The organism is Streptomyces caatingaensis (assembly GCF_001187435.1).
Classification (GTDB): Bacteria; Actinomycetota; Actinomycetes; order Streptomycetales; family Streptomycetaceae; genus Streptomyces; species Streptomyces caatingaensis.
Genome location: NZ_LFXA01000002.1, coordinates 95,469 through 114,971, shown reverse-complemented (window position 1 = coordinate 114,971; position 19,503 = coordinate 95,469). Strand labels below are relative to the sequence as shown.

The window sequence follows — 19,503 nt, the reverse complement described above, 5'->3', positions numbered from 1 at the left end:
ATGCATGAGACGGATGTCATCGTTATCGGCGGCGGCACGGGCGGCTACAGCACGGCACTGCGCGCGGCACACCTCGGCCTGGACGTCGTCCTCGCGGAACGCGATCTCGTGGGCGGCACCTGCCTGCACCGCGGCTGCGTCCCGAGCAAGGCCATGCTGCACGCGGCGGAACTCGTGGACGGCATCGCGGAGGCCCGCGAACGCTGGGGCGTCAAGGCCACGCTCGACTCCGTCGACTGGTCCGCGCTCACGGCGACGCGGGACGACATCGTCTCGCGCAACCACCGTGGCGTGGAACGTCACTTGGCGCAGGCGGAGGTACGCGTCGTCCGGGGGTCCGTCTCGCTGACGGACCCCCGGACGGTGCGCGTCGACTCGGGCGGGGAGGCCGGCGCCCGGTGGCGGGCCCGCCGCGGCATCGTGCTGGCGACCGGGTCGCGGCCGCGCCCGCTGCCCGGCCTGGAGCCGGCCGGCGTGCACGTCGTGACCAGCGACGACGCGCTGTTCGCACCCGGTCTGCCGGCCTCCGTCCTCGTCCTGGGCGGCGGGGCGATCGGTGTCGAGTACGCCTCGCTGCACCGGTCGATGGGGGCGGACGTGACGCTCGTCGAGGCGGCCGACCGGCTGCTGCCGCTGGAGGACGCGGACGTGAGCCGCCACCTCGCCCGCGGGCTGAAGAAGCGCGGCATCGACGTGCGGACGGGCGCGCGGCTGGAGGACGCGCGCCCGTACGAGGGCGGGGTGCGGGCGCGCGTCCGCACCCCGCGCGGAGAGGTCCAGGAACTGGACGTCGAGCGGCTGCTGGTGGCCGTCGGCCGGGTGCCCGTGACGGACGGCCTGGGGCTGGCCGCCGCGGGCCTGGCCACGGACGCGCGCGGGTACGTCACCCCCGCCGACTGGGGCCGTCTGGAGACGGCCGTCCCCGGCATCCACGTGGTGGGCGACCTGCTGCCGCCGCCGTCGCTCGGCCTGGCGCACGCCTCGTTCGCCGAGGGGCTGGTGGTGGCGGAGACGCTGGCGGGGCTCACGCCCCGTCCGGTGGACTACACGGCCGTCCCACGGGTGACGTACTCCAGCCCCCAGACCGCGTCCGTCGGCCTCACGGAGGCCGAGGCCGTGGCACGCGGGCACGCCGTCGCCGTCAACTCCATGCCGCTGACCGGCACCGCCAAGGGCATGGTCCACGGCCAGGGGGGCACGGTGAAGGTGGTGGCCGAGCAGGGCGGCGGCCGGATCCTGGGTGTGCACCTGGTCGGCCCGCACGTCTCGGAGATGATCGCCGAGAGCCAGCTCGTCGTGGGCTGGGACGCGGAGGCGGCGGACGTCGCCCAGCACGTCCACCCGCACCCGACGCTGTCGGAGGCGGTCGGCGAGGTCATGCTGTCCCTCGCGGGGCGGGGGCTGCACCAGGTCTGAGGAGGCGGCCGTTGCGGTACGAGGTGTGGGCGCCGTCCGCGTCCCGGGTGACCCTGCACGCGGACGGCCGCACGTACCCCATGGACGGCGCGGGCGGCGGCTGGTGGCGGTGCTCCGCCCCCGGCGCCGACGGCACCCGCTACGGCTTCGCCCCGGACGACGGTCCCGTCCTCCCCGACCCGCGCGCCCGCCGCCTCCCTGACGGCCCGGACGGCCCCGCGGCCGTCGTGGACCCGTCCCGCTTCGCCTGGCGGCACGACTGGCCGGGCCGCCCGCTCCCGGGCACGGTCCTCTACGAACTGCACGTGGGCACCTTCACCCGCCCCGGCACCTTCGACGCGGCCATCGAACACCTGCCGTCCGTCGCCGGCCTGGGCGTCACCCACGTGGAACTGATGCCCGTGTGCCCCTTCCCCGGTACGCACGGCTGGGGGTACGACGGGGTGGCACCCTGGGCCGTCCACGAACCCTACGGCGGCCCGGCCGGACTCGTCCGCTTCGTGGACGCGGCCCACGCGCTGGGCCTGGGCGTCGTCCTCGACGTCGTCCACAACCACCTGGGCCCCTCGGGCAACCACCTGCCCGCCTTCGGCCCGTACTTCACCGAGGCCCACCACACCCCCTGGGGCGCGGCGGTGAACCTCGAAGACCCCGAGGTCCGTTCCTACTTCACCGGCAGCGCCCTGGCCTGGCTGCGCGACTACCGCCTGGACGGCCTGCGGCTGGACGCGGTCCACGCGCTGCCGCCGGGCACACCCTTCCTCGCCGAACTCTCCGCCTCCGTCGACGCGTTGTCGGAGTCCCTCTCCCGCCCCCTCTTCCTCATCGCCGAATCGGACCTCAACGACCCCCTCACCACCACCCCCCGTTCCGCCGGCGGCCACGGCCTGCACGCCCAGTGGAACGACGACTTCCACCACGCCCTGCACACCGCCCTCACCGGCGAGTCCCAGGGCTACTACGCCGACTTCGCCGCCGATCCCGCCCTCGCCCTCACCAAGACCCTGCGCGCCGGCTTCTTCCACGACGGCACGTACTCCTCCTTCCGCGCCCGCCGCCACGGCCGCCCCCTGGATCCGGCGAGGACGCCCGCCCACCGCCTCCTCGCCTACGCCCAGACCCACGACCAGATCGGCAACCGCGCCCTCGGCGACCGCCTCTCCTCCCGCCTCTCCCCCGGCCTCCTCGCCTGCGCCGCCGCGATCGTCCTCTGCTCGCCCTTCACCCCCATGCTCTTCATGGGCGAGGAATGGGGCGCCCGCACCCCCTGGCAGTACTTCACCGATCACCGGGACCCGGCGCTCGCGGAAGCCGTCCGCCGGGGCCGCCGCCGCGAGTTCGCCGCGCACGGCTGGCCGGAGTCCGCCATACCGGAACCGCAGGATCCGGACACGCGGCTGCGCTCCTGCCTGGACCGGTCCGAGGCGGGGCGCGGGCCGCACGCCGAACTCCTCGCCTGGCACCGGACGTTGATCACCCTGCGCCGCACGGAGCCGTCCCTCACGTCACCGGACTGGACGGACACCTCCCCCGCCATGGGCCCGGACCGCTGCCTCACCTTCCGCCGGGGGGCGGTCCTGGTGGCGGCCAATCTGGGGGCGACAGCGGTGGAACTCGCCGTTCCGGACGGATCCGAGGTCCTGGCGGCGTGGCGGCCGGTCGTGGTGGAGGAGGGGGTTCTCCGGCTGCCGGCCGAGTGTGCGGCCGTGATCCGGAACCTTCCAGGAGACGGTCACCGGGCGAAGCGCTGAAGCCGGCGGGCGAGGACGGAGAAGTGACGCTGCCCGTACCAGGACTCGTGATTGCCGATCACGATCAGACGGCGCCTGGCCCGGCTGACCGCGACATTGAGGAGGTTGGGCTTGGTGGCGGCCCAGCGCCGTGAACCCGTGGCATCGGGATGGGTGCCGAGCACAATGATCACCACATCCGCCTCCTTGCCCTGGGCGGTGTGCACGGTGCCGACACGCTCACGGGCGACGAGGCCCCGAAGGCTGTTCGCCGCGTGCACCGCGACGTCCTTGAAGGGGCTGATGACGTAGAGCTCGTCGCGGGGCAGCCCTTCGCGGAAAAGGCGCTCGACGGCGTCGGTGAGCGCCCGTCCCTCGGCGGGCACCCACTTGCCGACCGCCTCCCGGGACCGCACGTCCCACCAGAAACTGCGGGGCAACGGTCCGAAGTCGCCCCGGTCCGGCACTCCGTGCACCATCAGACCGTCGTAGGCGATGTCGTTGCTCACGGAGAACATGGGGTCGTCGCAGCGCCTGTGCACCCGCAGCGGCGCCCCGACCCACACCTGGGTCGATCCGTCGGGAAGGGCCGCGGGCAGCGTCGTGCCCCAGCGGCCGAGCCGGTCGGCCACCTGCTGGGCCGAGGTCCAGGACGGGGACCACTCCTGGGCGACACGGTGGTGTTCCCGCAGGCGCTGCTGGGCCGTCCACGGCAGAACGACGACCGGTTCCAGCTGCAGGGGGTCGCCCACGAGCACCGCCCTGCGGGTGCGCCACAGCGCTCCCACCGGCATTTGCGGAGATGCCTGACCCGCCTCGTCCACGAACAGCCACCCCAGGTCCTCCCGGCCCAGTCCGGCGAAGAGGCGGTCGTACGAGGCGAAGGTCGTGGAGACGGCCGGTACGGTGAGGAACAGACTCTGCCAGGCGGCCCGTACGGCCTCCGGCTTCAGGGTCTTCGGAGCGTCGCCACCGACGACGTCCATGGCTGCCTGAAGGTTCTTGAACATGGTGTTCCCCGTCGCCCCCAGGAAGGCCCGGTGCAGACGCAGGGCCTCCAGGAACAGCCTGGTGCGCGCTGCCGCGAACTCCTCGTCCGCCCAGGGGGCGGACTTCTCACGGCGCTCGGCGGTCGCCCGGTCGGTGTCCGGGGCGAAGTCCGCCGGATCGGGAACGTGAGGGCCCCAACGCTCGCGCGCCCGGCGCACCGTCCACTCCAGCTCGGCCACCCGTGCCCGGCGGGCGTCCGCGGCCCCGACCAGGTGCTGGGCCGTCCCGATCTCCCCGCGGACGGCATCGAGCCGGGTGCGTGCCCCGGCCGCGGCCTCGGCACAGTCCTCGACGAGCGCGGTCAGCCGCTCGTACTCGTCCTGCCAGCTGCGGTTCGCGCGACCGCCGGTGAACAGGCTGTGCAGCAGGCCGGGTTGGGCGGCCTGGTGCTGGCGGCGGCGTTCGACGGCCTCCCGCTCGGCCGCGGCCAGCCGCTCCACTGCGTCGAGGGCCTCGGCGGCCCTCCGGCGCAGCAGGGGCAGCGACTCGGCCACCGCGGTGGCCCGCCGTAGCGCGTCCGCCCACTCGCGTCGGGCAGGGGCGAGTTCCCGCAACGCCAGGGCGACGCGCTGCCGTTCGTCGCGCATCCGCTCCACCGTGCGCCGCGCCGATGTGAAGCGGCGTACGGCCTCCCGCCAGTCCACCGGCCCGGCGGGCTGCTCACCGCGCCCGCTGAGCAGGTGGAACAGTCCTTTGTCGGTACGGACGCGCCGGGTTCCCCCGCGTGACGTCCTCTCCCGCAGGTTGCCCCACCAGAAGCTCTCGGTGAACTCGCCCCGGTTCTTGCGGTTGCCCAGCCGGGCCGCGATGGCGCCCCAGGCGTCGGCGCCGTTCAGCATGAGGGAAGCCTGGTCGGACAGGTACTCCGCTTCGTCCCGCCACTGCTGGGCGATGGCTCCGGCGGAGGGTATCTCGTCGGTGATGTTCTGCACCGCCCCGTTGTTGGCGGAGGCCACCACCATCTCGAAGCCCGCGAACGGCGGCTTCAGCTCACGTACGGTGCGGGTGAACTGCTCGCTGCGCCAGGTGTGGGTGCGGCCGAACGCCTGCTGCGGATCGCTCAGTTCCGACAGGGCACAGGCCCGCCGAGTGATCAGGGCGGCGATGACGTCCCGGAGCATCGTCGTCTTGCCGGTGCCCGGTGGCCCGTTCACCGAGAAGACGCCGGGTCGCTCGCCGAGTTCGGCGAGGAGCCGGTTCACGGCGAACTGCTGGCTGAGCACCAGCGACCGGTCGGTGGCCGACGGCCACCGGCCCAGCGGAATGTGTTCGGGCATCACCCCTTCCCAGACCACCTCCGGACGCTCACGCACGTCCTGGCGCGACCGGACATCCACCCGGGCCGTCTCGGTCAGGTACGACTCCAGGGCACGGCCGGCGCCGCCCCGGGTCAGCTCTTCCGCGACCCGGTCGAGGTCATCGGCGATGAAGCTGTTGAGGAAGTCCTGGGGAGTGGACTCGTCGTCCTTGTCCTCGCGCACCTGGACGCTCTTCACCCGGGCGGCATCGGGTATGAGGTCCTCGGTGACACCGAAGCGGTCGGCGAGCCACGCGGTGAAGGCGGCGATGTCCTCGAAGGTCAGGGGACGGGTGCCGACGCCCTCCGGGAGGGGGCGGCCCCCGTCTTCCGCGCTGTCCGCCGCATGGGCGTCAGCGTCGTCCGCGCGTCGGACCAGCGCTTCGGCGGCTCCCTCCGCGGCCGACCGCACCACCCCGGTCACGGCGTCGGAAAGGGAACCGCCCACCACGTCGCGCAGGAGTCCGCCGGCACCGGACACGATCCCGCCGGTCATCGCGTCGCCGACGATCGTCCCCGCCACCGCGAGCAGCCCGCCCGGGCCCGGACGGCTCCCCTCCACTCTGAGTTTCCCGTCCGCGAGGCCGAGCATCCGCTGCGCACAGGTCTCGGCCTCGTCGGCGAATCCGTCGAGCCAGCGTGCCTCGGAGGGCCCCGGTGACCGGGTGCGTCCCACGGCCCAGGCACAGGACGAGAAGAACACCGAGTCCTTCAGCAGCAGACCGTCCTGATTGACGGTGAAGGACATCAAGGCGCTGTCGCCGCCGACCCGCCCGTCGTGTTCCTCCTCGGCGGCCTCGGGGAAGGCGTCGGCCAGCACGTCCCGCACGCGTTCGATGGCGAACACCCCGCAGTAGACGGTGTGCTGCCAGACATGCCCGGGGCGCGGGGGTGGCAGCTGCGCTCCGCCTTGCCAGGGCAGTGGACGCTCGGGCCGGACGGCGAAGACCTGCTCGTCCGGCCGTACGGTGGGCACCTTCTGCGGGCTGAACATCTCGACCGCCCGCCAGAACCGCACCACTTCGGCCCTGCGCCGCCGCTCCGCGGACACCGCCCCCACCCGATCGCCCCCTCCGGACCCGCGCTCTCGCCGGGTTGATCAGCCTAGCCACGCGCTGTCGCCCGCGGCCAGCAGGGGATCGGCCCGCTCAGCCCTCCGCCGGCTCCAGTCGCAGCGCGATCGAGTTGATGCAGTAGCGCTGGTCGGTGGGGGTGGGGTAGCCCTCGCCCTCGAAGACGTGGCCGAGGTGGGAGCCGCAGCGGGCGCAGCGGACCTCGGTGCGGAGCATGCCGTGGGAGCGGTCCTCGTGGAGCTCGACGGCGGCGGAGTCCTTGGGGTCGTAGAAGCTGGGCCAGCCGCAGTGGCTGGGGAACTTCTCGGTGGAGCGGAAGAGTTCGGCGCCGCAGGCGCGGCAGGTGTAGACGCCGGCCGTGGTGGTGTCGGTGTACTCGCCGCGGAAGGCGGGTTCCGTGCCGGCCCGGCGGAGCACCTCGTACTCGGCCGGGGACAGCTCGGCGCGCCACTGTTCGTCCGTCTTCTCGACCTCGTAGGACATCGGGGTTCCCCTTATCGGTTCTCCAGGGCGGCGAGGATCCTCGGGCCGAGGTCCGTGACATCGCCGGCGCCCATGGTGAGAACGAGGTCGCCGGGGCGGGCCATTCCCGCGACGACGTCGGGGACGGCGGCCATGGCGTGCTCGGGGCGGACGTCGGCGCCGGCGGCGCGGGCGGCCTCGATGATCAGGTCGCTGGTGACGCCGGGGACGGGGTCCTCGCGGGCCGGGTAGATGTCGAGGACGACGGAGGAGTCGGCGAGGGCGAGGGCCTGGCCCATCTCCTTGCCGAGCTCCTGGGTGCGGCTGAAGAGGTGCGGCTGGAAGACGACCAGGATGCGGGAGGCGTCGCCGGCGGCGCCGCGGATGGCCTCCAGGTCGGCGGTCATCTCGGTGGGGTGGTGGGCGTAGGAGTCGATGACCTGGACGCCGGCGGCCTCGCCCTTGAGCTGGAGGCGGCGGCCGACGCCGGTGAACGAGCCGAGGGCGCGGGCGAGTTCGTCCGCGGGGACGCCGAGGGCGGCGCCGGCGGCGAGGGCGGCGACGGCGTTGTGGGCGTAGTGGCGGCCGGGGACGGAGACGGTGAAGGTGAGCGTGCGGCCGTCGAGGGTGACGGTGACGTCGCTGGTCAGGCCGCGGGGGACGACGGAGAGGATGCGGACGTCGGCGTCCTCGCCCTCGCCGTAGGTGACGACGTTCAGGCCCTCGCGGTCCGCGACGCGGGCGGTCAGGTCGCGGGCGCCGGCCTGGTCGGCGGCGACGACGAGGGTGCCGCCGGGGCGGATCCGGCCGACGAAGGTCTCGAACGAGTCGTGGATCTCCGCCATGGAGGCGTAGTTGGCGTGGTGGTCGAGCTCCACGTTGAGGATGATCGCGACCTCGGGCGCGTACTTGTGGAAGCTGCGGTCGCTCTCGTCGGCCTCGGCGACGAAGATCTCGCCCGCACCGTGCCGGGCGTTGGTGCCGGGCCCGGCGAGGTCGCCGCCGATGGCGTAGGACGGGTCGAGGCCGAGGGTGTCCAGGGAGACGGCGAGCATCGAGGTGGTGGTCGTCTTGCCGTGGGTGCCGGCGACGGCGATCGGGCGCAGTCCGTCCATCAGGCGGGCGAGCGCGTCCGAGCGGTGGACGACGGGGATGCCGCGCGCGGCCGCGGCGGCCAGCTCGGGGTTGTCGGGCCGGATGGCGCTGGAGACGACGACGCAGGTGGCGTCCTCGGCGAGGTGCCCGGCGGCGTGGCCGATGTGGACGGTGGCGCCGAGGGCGCGCAGCGCGTCGGCGGTGGCGGACTCCCGGGCGTCGCTGCCGGCGACCTTCGCGCCGCGCTGGGCGAGGATCTTGGCGATGCCCGACATGCCGGCGCCGCCGATGCCGATGAAGTGCGGTCGGTCCATCGTCGTGGGGACGGCCGGTGCCATGTGCGGTGCTCCCTGGGGGTCGCTTCAGTAACTAGCTACGACGGATTCTGTCAGACCGGGCGGATCAGCCCGGCCGCCAGTCCCGCCGCGACCGCGCCGGTGCGGCTGTCGACGCCCAGCTTCTCGTAGACGTGCACGAGGTGCGTCTTGACCGTGGCCTCGCTGATGAAGAGGCGGCGGGCGATCTGCCGGTTGGCCAGGCCCTCGGCGAGCAGGGCCAGGATCTCGGTCTCGCGCGGGGAGAGCGCGGGGCGGCCGCCGGAGCGCACCCGGCCCAGCAGCCGGGCGGCCACGGGCGGGGCGAGGACGGTCTCGCCGCGGGCGGCGGCGTGGACGGCCGCGGCGACCTCCTCGGGCGGGGCGTCCTTGAGCAGGTAGCCGGTGGCGCCCGCCTCGACCGCGGCCAGGATGTCGGCGTCGGTGCTGTAGGTGGTGAGGATCAGGACGGCGGGCGGTGCGGGGAGGGCGGTGATCCGGCGGGTGGCCTCGACGCCGTGCATGCCGGTGCCCATCTGGAGGTCCATGAGGACGACGTCGGGCCGCGGGCCGTCCGCCAGCAGCCGCAGCGCCTCCGAGCCGTCGGCGGCCTCGCCGACGGCCTCGACGTCGGGCAGGTCGTCGACCATGGCGCGCAGGCCGCGGCGGACGACGGGGTGGTCGTCGACGATGAGGACGGAGATCATGCGGCGGTCTCCTGGGCGGTGGCCGTTGCTGCGGGGGTGGCCGTTGCTGCGGCGGTGGCCGTCCTGTCCGCGGGAGTCACCCCGTCGGCGATGCCTGTCCCCTCCGCCGTGACCGCCCTCTCGGCACCGGCCGGCAGGACGGCCGCCACCACCGTGCCCTCCCTCGGCGCGGACTCCACCGCGAGCGTGCCGCCCAGTTCGGCGATGCGCTCCCGCATGCCGTGCAGGCCGAAGGTGCGGCGCCCGCCGCCGGGGGCGGCACCGGGGACGAAGCCGACGCCGTCGTCGAAGACGTCCAGGGCGACCTGGCCGTCGAGGTAGGCCAGGGTCACCGCGACCCGCTCCGCGCGGGCGTGCCGGGCCGCGTTGGCCAGCGCCTCCTGGGTCAGGCGCAGCAGGGCGACCTCGGCACCGACGGGCAGCGGGCGCGGGTCGCCGTCGAGGCGGAAGACGGCGCCGGGGACGGCCCGTTCGGTGACGCGGCGCAGCGCCTCGGGGAGCGGGGCGTCGTCCAGGGCGGGCGGGGTGAGGTCGCTGACGAAGCGGCGCGCCTCGGCGAGGTTGTCGGCGGCGGTGCGGCCGATCTCGCGCAGCCGCTCGCGGGCCCGCTCCGGCGGTGCGGTCTCGGCGGCGCGGGCGAGCAGGACGATGCTGGACAGGCCCTGGGCGAGGGTGTCGTGGATCTCGCGGGCGAGCCGCTGCCGCTCGGCGAGGCGGCCGGCCTCGCGCTGGGCGGCGGCGAGTTCGTCGCGGGTGCGCACGAGGTCGTCGATGAGGTCCTGCCGGCGGCGGCTCTCGCGGTAGAGCGCGGCGTACCCGTACCCGGTCATGATCGCGACGACGGCGCCGGCGACCGGTCCGACGACCTTCGCGGTCGTGAGGCCGCCGGGCCCGGCCGCCTGGGCGGCGACGACCGCGCCGGTGGCGGCGGCGATCGCGGGGTGGGCCCAGCGCACCGGCATGAGGTGCAGGTAGAGGAAGAAGAGGGGGAAGGCGAGGTAGGAGAAGCCCCGGTCGAGGAAGAGCAGGACGAGCCACAGGGCGCTGACGGCGGCCAGCCAGGCGCCGGAGCGGGAGCCTCCGGGGCGGCGCTCGCGCAGCGCGGCCAGGGCGTAGAGCAGGCCGAGGAGGAGCCCGGGCAGCAGCGGCGCGCGACTGGCGGAGGGGGCGAGGACGGAGGGGGCGAGGGCCACCGCGAGCAGGGCGAAGAAGGCGCCGTGCAGGGCGTACCGCACGAGCCGCGGGGAGGACACGGCGGCGCCGTGGGCGGGCGGGGGCGGTGCGGGGGTGGTCACACCGTCGAGCGTACGGGCCCGGCGGGGGCGCCCCCGCCGGGCCGTCCCTCAACCGTTCGATGGATTCCGGGGTGCTGCGGACGGTGGTCCCGCGGACCGTACGGCGGCCCGATGGCGGCGGGGGCGCGGGCGGGGAGGGTGGTGGGGTCCCGTGGAAGAGAGGATCCCGTTGTTCGTCGCGCTCCGTGACATCCGTTTCGCCCGGGGGCGGTTCGCCCTCATGGGTACGGTCGTCGCGCTCATCACCACGCTCGTGGTCTTCCTGCACGGCCTGACCGGCGGGCTGGCCGGCGAGGCGTCGTCCGCCGTGGCCGGGCTGCCGGCCGACCGTGTCGTCTTCGGCGCCCCGGCGGGCGCGGCGCCCGAGGTGTCGTTCTCGCGCAGCACGGTGGACGACGCCGCGCTGGCCGCCTGGCGGGCGGCGCCCGGGGTGCGCTCGGCGGAGCCGTTCGGGGTGGCGATGACGCGTCTCGCCGGGGCCTCGGCGGCGGTCCCGGTCGGCGCGTTCGGCGGGACGGCCGGGCTACTGCCGCCGCTGCTCTCCGGCCGGGCGCCGGGGGACGGCGAGGTGGCCGTGGGCGAACGCGTCGCGCGCGACGCCGGGCTGCGGGCGGGCGACCGGGTCACCCTGGGCGCGCGGTCGGGGGTGACCGTGTCCGGCGTCACCGCGGACCGCGGCCACGCGCACGCCCCGGCGGTCTGGACGACGCTCGCCACCTGGAGGGAGGCCACCCGCCAGCGGCAGCCCACCGCGCTCGCGGTCCGCGGCGACGGGCGCCCGTCCGGGGAGGCGGCGCGCGCGACGAAGGCGGTGGGCCGGGACGCCGCGCTGGACGGGATCGACGGTTACGTCGCCGAGCACGGCACGCTCCAGCTGATCCAGGGCTTCCTGCTGGTGGTGAGCGCACTCGTGGTGGGGGCGTTCTTCACGGTGTGGACGGTGCAGCGGCGCCCGGACGTGGCGGTGCTCAAGGCCGTCGGCGCCAGCAGCGGCTACCTGGTGCGCGACGCCCTCGCCCAGGCGCTGGCCGTCCTGGTCGCCGGGACGGCGGCGGGCGGCGCGGCCGGGTTCTGCGGCGGGTGGCTGGCGGCGCGCTCCGTGCCCTTCGAACTCGGCGCCGCCACCGCGGCCGTGCCGATGGCGGCGATGGTGCTGCTGGGCCTCGCCGGCTCGGCCCTCGCCGTCCGCCGCATCACCTCCGTTGACCCGCTGACCGCCCTGGGGGCCTCCCGATGACCGACCCCGCACCGCTGCTGCTGGAGTCCGTGGAACTCACCTATCCGGATGGCGGCCGCCGGCTGACTGCGCTTGACGGGGTCTCCCTGGCCGTCGCCGCCGGCGAACTGGTCGCCGTCGCCGGACCGTCGGGCTCCGGCAAGTCCTCCCTGCTCGCCGTCGCGGCGACGCTGCTGCGCCCGGACTCCGGGCGGGTGGTGGTCGCCGGCCGGGACACCGCGGGGCTCGGCGGGCGCGACCGCGCCCGGCTGCGGCGCGAGCACGTCGGGATCGTCTTCCAGCAGGCCAACCTGCTCGCCTCGCTGACCGCCGTCGAGCAGCTGCTGGCCGTCGAGCACCTGCGCGGCGGCTCGGTACGGGAGGGCCGGCGGCGCGCCGAGGAGCTCCTGGAGTCGGTCGGGCTCGGCGCCGACCAGCGGCACCGCCGTCCGCACCAGCTCTCGGGCGGCGAACGCCAGCGGGTCAACATCGCCCGTGCCCTCTACGGCGGCCCGTCCGTCCTGCTCGTCGACGAACCCACCTCCGCGCTGGACCGCGAGCGCGGGGAGCGGGTGATGCGCCTCCTCGCCTCCGTCACCCGCCGGCACCGCACCGCGACGGTCCTGGTCACCCACGACCGCCCTCTGCTCGACCACGCCGACCGGGTCCTGACGATGACGGACGGGCGCCTGGGCGAGGGGAGTTGACGGGGAGGGTCCGGCGCCGGATCACGGCCCGCCCGGGCCACCGGGCACCGCGCCCGGCGGCCGTCCCCGGGCTCCGGCCGTCCCCGGGCTCCGGCCGTCCCCGGGCTCCGGCCGTCCCCGGGCTCCGGCCGTCCCCGGGCTCCGGCCGTCCCCGGGCTCCGGCCGTCCCCGGGCTCCGGGCGCCCTACGGGGCCGGGGCCCTGCGGGGCCGGGCCGCAGCCGGGCGGGGCAGGGCCTGGCAGGGCATGACCTGGCAGGGCAGGGGCCGCGTAAGGCAGGGCAGGACCCGGGCGGGGCCGGGCGAAGCCGGGCAGGACCCGGGCGGGGCAGGGCAGGGGCCGCGTAAGGCAGGGCCGGAGCGGGCGGGGCCGGGCGAAGCCGGGGCCGGGCCCCGGGTGCCCGGGGTGCCCCGCCCCGGAGAGGGCGGCTCACTCCTCCGCTTCCGGCTCCTCGTCGGCGTGGGCGTAGAGCTTCAGCACCGGGACGCCGACCTTGTGGCGGGCGCGGGAGGCCCAGTCGCGGTGGAAGAACTCCTCGACGAGGTGGGGGGCGGTGAGGACGATGACCTCGTCGGCGTGCGTCTGCTCCACGACGGAGCGCAGCAGGTCCAGCGGATGGTCGTCGATGATCTGGCCGACCGCCTCGCAGCCGGCCGCGCGCAGCCGGCGCAGCGAGTGCTCCAGGGCGAGGGCGGCGGGCCGCAGGGCGGCCTCGCCCTCGGGCTCGTCCGCCTCGTGGACGGCCTGTTCGAGCTCCCCCAGGGCGACGTCGTCGATGGCGCGCAGCAGCCGGTCCTCCGCACCTCTGGGCTGCATGAGGACCACGAAGGACAGTTCGTCGTCGTGCAGGCTCGTGACGAAGTCGACGTCCGTCGCGGACAGCGGCTGCTCGATCATCAATACGCTCGTGAACACGGTCGGCGCCCTTCTCTCCGTGGGCCCGGGCCCACACAGAAACCATCCTGCGCGGGCTCCTCGGGAGCCCGCTGTTTCGAACCCGTGCCCCCGGGGGAGCGTCCGACACAATTCTGCCCGTCGGACGAGAACCGGAACAGCGAATTCCGCCGATTGTCAGACGGAGATCGGACCGGGGTCAGAAGGCGACCCGGCGGCGGTAACGGGTGAACAAGAAGCCGTCCTCCTCCAGCACCGAGGCGAGCGCGAACCGCTCGGGAACGGCCAGCGGCGGACCGCCCGCGATGCGCGGCGCCGTCCCGGCGGCGACCATCGGGGCGAGCGAGAGGCACAGTTCGTCCAGCACCCCGGCCGCGGCGAACTGCCCCAGCAGCCGCGGCCCGCCCTCGGTCAGCAGCCGCGTCATCCCGCGGGCGGCGAGGAGCTGCGGTATCCGCGCCACGTCCACCGTCCTCCCCTCCCCGGCCACGACCACCTCGACGCCCGCCGCGCGCGCCGCGTCCCGCCGCTCCGCGGGGGCGGCCTCGCCGGTCAGGACGAGGGTCGGCACCAGCGGCCCGGTGAACAGCGGCAGCGAGAAGTCGAGTTCGAGCCCCGCGCTCACCACCGCGATCACCGGCGCGGACGGCTGCCCGAGCGCGGCCCGGCGCGCCGCGAACGCCTCGCGGGCGCGGGCGGGACGGTACCCCTCCTGCCGGACGGTCTCGGCCCCCACCACGACCGCGTCGGCGAGCGCGCGCAGCGTGCCGAAGACCCGCATGTCGGCGGCGGAGGACAGCGGCTGCGACCGGCCCTCGTGGTGGGCGGCGCCGTCCAGCGACGAGACCATGTTGGCCCGCAGCCAGGGGCGGCCGTCGGCGGTCCCGGCCGGGTAGGCGTAGGCGTCGGCCAGCTCGTCGAGCCCCCATTCGCGGTCCTCGGACTCGGCGGGGACGACGGGGGCGGTGGGCGGGGGGAACAGACGTCGCATGGGCCGCAGTGTGACATGCCTCGCTCCGTGCCCGCCGGTGCGGCCGCTGCGGGCGGGCTACGCTGGACGGTTGTGTCGTCCTCTTCCTCTGCCGCACCGTCCGCCGCCGATCGCCCGGCCGGGCCCTCCGCCGGCGGCCCCGTCGCGCTGACCGAGCGCACCCCGCACGTCCCCGCCGAGCGCCTGGTCGCCGAGATGGTGCCGCCGCCGCGCTTCGACGCCGTGCGCTTCGACACGTACATCCCGGACCCGAACCAGCCCAGCCAGACCGAGGCCGTCCAGGTCCTCGGCTCCTTCGCCGCCGGGCTCGGCGGGCCGGCCGCGGCGGGCGGCGGGCGCCGGGGCTGGTTCCGCCGGGCCGCGAAGCCGGCCGCGGCGGCCGGGCCGCGCGGTGTCTACCTGGACGGCGGCTACGGCGTCGGCAAGACCCACCTGCTGGCCTCCCTCTGGCACGCGGCGCCCGCCGCCCCGGAACGGAAGGCGTTCGGCACCTTCGTGGAGCTGACCAACCTGGTCGGCGCGCTGGGCTTCCAGCAGACCGTGCGCACGCTCGGCGGGCACAAGCTGCTGTGCATCGACGAGTTCGAGCTCGACGACCCCGGGGACACGGTGCTCGTCTCCACCCTGCTCGGCAAGCTCGTCGAGTCCGGTGTCGCGCTCGCCGCCACGTCCAACACGCTGCCGGGCAAGCTGGGCGAGGGGCGGTTCGCCGCGGCCGACTTCCTGCGGGAGATCCAGGGGCTCTCGGCGCACTTCCGTACGCTGCGGATCGACGGCGAGGACTACCGGCACCGCGGGCTGCCGGAGGCGCCCGCGCCCTTCGACGACGAGACCGTCAAGCGCGTCGCCCACGCCGTGCCCGGGGCCTCGCTGGACGACTTCCCCGCGCTGCTCGGCCACCTCTCACGTGTGCATCCGAGCCGGTACGGCGCGCTGTGCGACGGCGTGCGCGCCGTCTGCCTGACCGGTGTCGAGCCCGTGCCCGACCAGTCGACGGCGCTGCGGCTCGTCGTCCTGGCGGACCGGCTGTACGACCGGGAGGTGCCGGTGCTGGCGTCCGGGCGGCCGTTCGATCAGCTCTTCAGTGAGGAGATGCTGGCCGGGGGTTACCGGAAGAAGTACTTCCGGGCCATCTCCCGGCTTACGGCGCTGGCGCGCGACGCGAAGTCCTTGGCGGACGGCTGAGCGGACGGCTGAGCGGGGTTGCCGCCGGGGGTTCCCTCCCCGCCCCGCCCTTTCACCGTTTCTCCCGGGGCTCCGCCCCTCTCCCCGGCAGCGCGCTCGGCGCGCCGGGGGCGCCGGGGGCCGGGCGCCGGGCGGGGACCGGCGGCGGGTGACGGCAGGCCCCGGGCCGAGGCAGGCCCCGGGCCGAGGCAGGGGCTGCGCCCCCTGCACCCCGCGCGGGGCTCCGCCCCTGTGCCCCGTCGGGGGGCTCCGCCCACCAACCCCCTCGGAAGCTCTGCCCCCAACGCCCCTCCAGGGCTCCGCCGCCCGGGGAGTACCCCCTCCGGGGGAGTTCAAGGACGAGCGGCGGAGCCGCGACGGTCCACCATGCAGAGCGCGGTTGCGGCGAGGGCGAGCGGGAGCGCAGGGTGGGCCCGCGCCGCGGCACGGAGGAGGGACCGTACCTTCCAGGCCGAACCGGGGCGCAGCGCCCGAGCGGGGCCGCGCAGGGGCGCAGCCCCGGCGGCAGAGGGTTGGGGTGGGGCCGGGGCGCATCAGCCGCGCGCCACGCCGCGATAGCGTTCCCCCGTGGCCCTCATATCCCGCCCCCGCACCCTCCCCCTCCTCACGATCACACCCACCCTCCTCGCCCTCGCCCTCGGCGCCACCTCCTGCGGAGGGAGCAGCAGCGCCAAAGAGGCGCCGGCCACGGCGAGCAGCAGTGCCGGCGGCACAGCGAGCGCCCCGAGCGCGAAGCCCACGCCCCGCGTGATCCCCACCCTCCCCCCGGGCCCCGGCGGCACCACCCCCGTCTTCTCCCACGGCAGCCGCCGCGCGGGCAAGCGCGTCGCGCTCACCTTCGACGCCGACATGACGGCGGATCAGGGGCCGCGGGCCGCCCGCGGGGAGCGGTTCGACAACCCGGCGCTGATCGCGACGCTGCGCGCGCTCAAGGTGCCGGCGACGGTGTTCATGACGGGCAGGTGGGCGGAGCAGTACCCGGCCGAGGCGAAGTCCATCGGCGCGGACCCGCAGTTCGAGGTGGCCAACCACTCGTACAGCCACCACGCGTTCGCGTCCCCCTGCTACGGGCTGCCGGCCGTCCCCCGCGGCGGCGCCCGCGCGGACGTGGAGAAGGCGTTCGCCGCGTTCCGGAAGGCGGGGGTCGAGCACACCGTCCCGTACTTCCGCTTCCCGGGCGGCTGTCACAACCCGGCCGTGCTCAAGGAGTTGGGCCCGGCGAAGGTGACGGCCGTGCAGTGGGACGTGGTGAGCGGCGACGCGTTCGCCAAGGACCCCGGACCGGTGGCGGCGGAGGTGCTGGACAAGGTCCGGCCCGGCTCGGTCGTCGTGATGCACTGCACCCGCAGCGCGGCCCCCGCCACGGAGGCGGCCGTGAAGCGGATCGTCCCCCGACTCCGCGCGAAGGGCTACGAGTTCGTGAAGGTGTCGGATCTCCTCCGCGGACGGACGGCTCCGGATGAAAACCCGGCTCCGCGATGAAACCCGCGGATGAAAACCGCAGGTGAAAACCGCGGATGAGATCCGCGGACGAGCCCCGCGGCCGAGCGGCAGCCCTCAGCCCGAGCAGGCCGTCCGCTGCGCCTCCTGCCACTCGCAGACCGGGCAGAGCGTGATGCCCGGCCGGTCGGCGGGGTGTTCGGTGGGCCCGCCGCAGTGCACGCAGTCGGCGCGGGGAGTCGTCACGGGGTCGTCCATCGGCCCATCATCCACCGGCCTCGCCTACCGGCGCGAACTGAGCGCGCACGCCACCGCCGTCGCCCCGGCGGCGAACACCGCCGCGACGGCCAGCGGCAGCAGCGGCCGGCCCGCCGTCCCGCTCCGGGCGCCGGCGACCAGCTCGCTCATCGCGGCGTGCGCGGGCGAACCGCCCGGTATCAGCACCAGCAGCACGGCGAGCGCCGTGGCCGGCACGGACCGGGCGGTGCTGCGCAGCAGCGGCCGGTTGCACAGGGCCCCGACGGCGGTGCCGACGAGCGCGCAGGTCAGCGCGGCCAGGAAGCCGGAACCCGCGGCGGGCAGCCGGCCGGCGCCGTGCGGATGGCCGGTCAGGGTGACGGCGGCGGTCCCGGCCGCGCCCAGCGCCGTGGCGGCGAGGAGGGCGGTGAGGACGCTCGCCAGGTGCACCCGCCACGGCCCGGCTGCCGCGGCCACGCAGTCCCGGGCGGCGGGCGGCTCGTCGGTGACGCACACCCGCACCAGCCAGGCGGACACCGGCAGCAGCACTCCGGCGGCGAGGCCGAGACCGCTCAGCACCGGCTCGCCGGGACGGACGCCGATGCTCAGGAGGACGACGTACAGCAGCAGCGGCGGCAGCCAGCGGTGCGACCGCAGCAGCAGGGCGGCCCGGTAGCGCAGCAGGGAGGTCACGGGCGGGGCTCCTCGGGGGCGTCCGCGGCGGCGCTCACCGAGCGGATGTGCCAGGGCGGACGGGCGGTCAGCAGGGCGCGCAGCAGCGCGTCGGAGTCGGCGGCGGCGACGGTCAGCCGGACGGCACCGCCGCCGAGGTCCTCGGCGAGCGGATCGCCGGGCAGCCGGCCGGGCGGCGGCGCGGTCCCGACCGCCTCGACGCGCACGCGGGGCAGGGACGCGGCAGGCACCGCCGGCACCGCGGACAGCCGCCCCTCCGCCACCCGGTGCACGGCGTGGCAGTGCCCGGCCAGCCGGCGCGGGTCGTGGTCGACGAAGACGACGGACCCGCCGTCGGCGACGCGCTCGCGCACGGCCCGGTCGAGGATCTCCCGGGAGGCGGCGTCCAGCCCGGTCCACGCCTCGTCGAGGACGAGGAGCTCCGGCCGGCCGACCAGCCCCTGGGCCACGGCCACCTTCTGGCTGGTGCCCTTGGACAGCCGGGACAGCGGGGTGTGCGCGTGCCCGGCCGCGCCGAAGCGCTCCAGCCACTCCAGCGCGGCCCGCGCGGCGGCCGGCCGGCGCAGCCCGTGGACGCGGCCGAGCCGGGTGAGGTAGCCGGCGGCGGTGAGCGGCAGGGCGGCGGGGAAGCGCTCGGGGACGTACGCGGTGCGCGGCCGGCCGGTGATGCGCCCGGTGCTGGGCGCGTCGATGCCGGCCAGCAGCCGCAGCAGGGTGGACTTGCCCGACCCGTTGGCGCCCTCGATCCTCAGCAGCGCGCCGCGCGGCACCCGCAGTCCGACGTCCCGCAGGATCCAGGGGCCGCGCAGGCCGTGGCGACGGCCGACTCCGGTGAGCTCCACAGGGTCCCCTCCCCCTCGTCCCCCTCGTACCGGCGATCACCCTAGCGGCCGCCGGGGGCCGGCGGGACGGCTGGCAGACTGGGGGCGTGAGCAGTGCCGAGACCGCCCCCGCCGACCCGTCCGCCGACCCCCGTGACGGCGCGCCGCAGTTCGTCCTGCCGCTGGTGGTGCGGCTGGAGAAGACCGCGCCGCCCGCCCGCACGGACGCCCTGGAGACCGCCGCCCGCGCGGTGCTGACGCTGCTCGCGGACGAGCGCGCCGAGGGGGACGGCGCGTGGGCCGCGGCGGTGCGGGACTGGCAGGACGCCCGCATCCGCAAGGTCGTCCGCCGGGCCCGCGGCGCGGAGTGGCGCAGGGCCTGCGGCCTGCCGGGGATCACGGTGACGGGCGCCACCGCGGAGGTACGGGTCTTCCCGCCCGTCCCCCTGGACGGCTGGCCCAAGGAGCTGGTCAAGCTCCAGGTCTCCGGCACCGAACTGGACGACCCGGCCGCCCCCGCTCCCCCGGCCCCCGGCCGCCCCGTCCTCTGGCTCAACCCCGGCCTCGGCATGTCGGCCGGCAAGGCCATGGCCCAGGCCGGCCACGGCGCCCAGCTCGCCTGGTGGGCGCTGGACGACGCCGGGCGCAAGGCCTGGCGCGAGGACGGCTTCGCCCTCTCCGTCCGGACGGCCGGCCCCGAGCGGTGGGCGGAACTGACGTCGTCCGCGCTGCCGGTGGTGCGCGACGCCGGCTTCACGGAGATCGCCCCCGGCTCGTGCACGGTGGTCGCCGATCACCCCGCGCTGCGGGCCCGCGCCTGACCCGGCGCCTGCCCCGTACACTCGTCTGTCGACAGACGACGGACGGCCGACACCGAAGGA

Annotated in this window: 17 protein-coding genes; 7 read left to right on the top strand and 10 right to left on the bottom strand. The window is 75.8% G+C overall.

Going from position 1 to position 19,503, the window contains the following annotated elements:
- Positions 1-1,416, top strand: a complete 1,416-nt coding sequence (gene lpdA / locus AC230_RS01305) for a dihydrolipoyl dehydrogenase (RefSeq protein ID WP_049714065.1) — start codon at positions 1-3, stop codon at positions 1,414-1,416.
- A gap of 11 nt (positions 1,417-1,427) precedes the next feature.
- Positions 1,428-3,167, top strand: a complete 1,740-nt coding sequence (gene treZ, locus AC230_RS01300) for a malto-oligosyltrehalose trehalohydrolase (RefSeq protein WP_049714064.1) — start codon at positions 1,428-1,430, stop codon at positions 3,165-3,167.
- Here the strand turns inward: treZ and AC230_RS33305 are convergent.
- The 5 genes from AC230_RS33305 to AC230_RS01275 all read right to left on the bottom strand — a co-directional run bounded on the left by AC230_RS33305 (position 3,149) and on the right by AC230_RS01275 (position 10,439).
- Positions 3,149-6,553 carry a DEAD/DEAH box helicase gene (locus AC230_RS33305; RefSeq protein ID WP_049714063.1) on the bottom strand — a complete coding sequence of 1,135 codons (3,405 nt, stop codon included), beginning with the start codon at positions 6,551-6,553 and terminating at the stop codon, positions 3,149-3,151. The two genes, treZ and AC230_RS33305, sit on opposite strands and share 19 nt — an antisense overlap.
- Positions 6,554-6,641: 88 nt before the next feature.
- Complete coding sequence (gene msrB / locus AC230_RS01290; RefSeq protein ID WP_049714062.1) at positions 6,642-7,049, bottom strand: peptide-methionine (R)-S-oxide reductase MsrB; 408 nt, start codon at positions 7,047-7,049, stop codon at positions 6,642-6,644.
- 11 nt (positions 7,050-7,060) lie between these two features.
- A complete protein-coding gene (gene murC / locus AC230_RS01285; protein WP_049714061.1) occupies positions 7,061-8,461 on the bottom strand; it encodes a UDP-N-acetylmuramate--L-alanine ligase in 1,401 nt (466 codons plus the stop codon).
- A gap of 50 nt (positions 8,462-8,511) precedes the next feature.
- A complete protein-coding gene (locus tag AC230_RS01280) occupies positions 8,512-9,144 on the bottom strand; it encodes a response regulator (protein ID WP_049714060.1) in 633 nt (210 codons plus the stop codon).
- Positions 9,141-10,439 carry a sensor histidine kinase gene (locus AC230_RS01275; RefSeq protein ID WP_241833030.1) on the bottom strand — a complete coding sequence of 433 codons (1,299 nt, stop codon included), beginning with the start codon at positions 10,437-10,439 and terminating at the stop codon, positions 9,141-9,143. The genes AC230_RS01280 and AC230_RS01275 overlap by 4 nt, the downstream gene beginning before the upstream one ends.
- A 151-nt stretch (positions 10,440-10,590) precedes the next feature.
- On the opposite strand from AC230_RS01275, the gene AC230_RS01270 reads away from it, so the two are divergent.
- Both AC230_RS01270 and AC230_RS01265 read left to right on the top strand, forming a co-directional pair.
- Positions 10,591-11,676, top strand: a complete 1,086-nt coding sequence (locus tag AC230_RS01270; RefSeq protein ID WP_422125546.1) for an ABC transporter permease — start codon at positions 10,591-10,593, stop codon at positions 11,674-11,676.
- Complete coding sequence (locus AC230_RS01265) at positions 11,673-12,362, top strand: ABC transporter ATP-binding protein (RefSeq protein WP_049714058.1); 690 nt, start codon at positions 11,673-11,675, stop codon at positions 12,360-12,362. Before AC230_RS01270 ends, AC230_RS01265 begins: the two co-directional genes overlap by 4 nt.
- 428 nt (positions 12,363-12,790) lie before the next feature.
- Here the strand turns inward: AC230_RS01265 and AC230_RS01260 are convergent, their stop codons facing one another.
- The gene (locus AC230_RS01260; protein WP_049714057.1) at positions 12,791-13,276 is read right to left on the bottom strand and encodes a hypothetical protein; all 486 of its coding nucleotides are present in this window, start codon (positions 13,274-13,276) and stop codon (positions 12,791-12,793) included.
- A 178-nt stretch (positions 13,277-13,454) separates the two neighbouring features.
- A complete protein-coding gene (locus AC230_RS01255) occupies positions 13,455-14,246 on the bottom strand; it encodes a pyrimidine reductase family protein (protein ID WP_049714056.1) in 792 nt (263 codons plus the stop codon).
- A 72-nt stretch (positions 14,247-14,318) separates the two neighbouring features.
- Between AC230_RS01255 and zapE the strand changes: the two genes are divergently transcribed.
- Positions 14,319-15,431, top strand: coding sequence for a cell division protein ZapE (zapE, locus tag AC230_RS01250; protein WP_049714055.1), 1,113 nt, complete (start codon positions 14,319-14,321; stop codon positions 15,429-15,431).
- Positions 15,432-16,007: 576 nt separating this feature from the next.
- On the top strand, positions 16,008-16,913 hold the full coding sequence (locus tag AC230_RS01245) for a polysaccharide deacetylase family protein (protein WP_078870994.1): 906 nt from the start codon (positions 16,008-16,010) through the stop codon (positions 16,911-16,913).
- A 75-nt stretch (positions 16,914-16,988) separates the two neighbouring features.
- Here the strand turns inward: AC230_RS01245 and AC230_RS32840 are convergent, their stop codons facing one another.
- The 3 genes from AC230_RS32840 to AC230_RS01235 are packed head-to-tail and all read right to left on the bottom strand — an operon-like array spanning position 16,989 to position 18,643.
- Positions 16,989-17,129 carry a hypothetical protein gene (locus AC230_RS32840; protein WP_198535373.1) on the bottom strand — a complete coding sequence of 47 codons (141 nt, stop codon included), beginning with the start codon at positions 17,127-17,129 and terminating at the stop codon, positions 16,989-16,991.
- A 24-nt stretch (positions 17,130-17,153) separates the two neighbouring features.
- Positions 17,154-17,801 (bottom strand): hypothetical protein, encoded by a 648-nt coding sequence (locus AC230_RS01240; RefSeq protein WP_049714054.1) that lies wholly within the window; start codon positions 17,799-17,801, stop codon positions 17,154-17,156.
- Complete coding sequence (locus AC230_RS01235) at positions 17,798-18,643, bottom strand: ABC transporter ATP-binding protein (RefSeq protein ID WP_049714053.1); 846 nt, start codon at positions 18,641-18,643, stop codon at positions 17,798-17,800. The genes AC230_RS01240 and AC230_RS01235 overlap by 4 nt, the downstream gene beginning before the upstream one ends.
- Positions 18,644-18,729: 86 nt before the next feature.
- Here AC230_RS01235 and AC230_RS01230 point away from each other — a divergent pair, with 86 nt between their 5' ends.
- On the top strand, positions 18,730-19,443 hold the full coding sequence (locus AC230_RS01230; protein ID WP_049714052.1) for a peptidyl-tRNA hydrolase: 714 nt from the start codon (positions 18,730-18,732) through the stop codon (positions 19,441-19,443).
- The last annotated feature ends 60 nt before the right edge of the window (positions 19,444-19,503 follow it).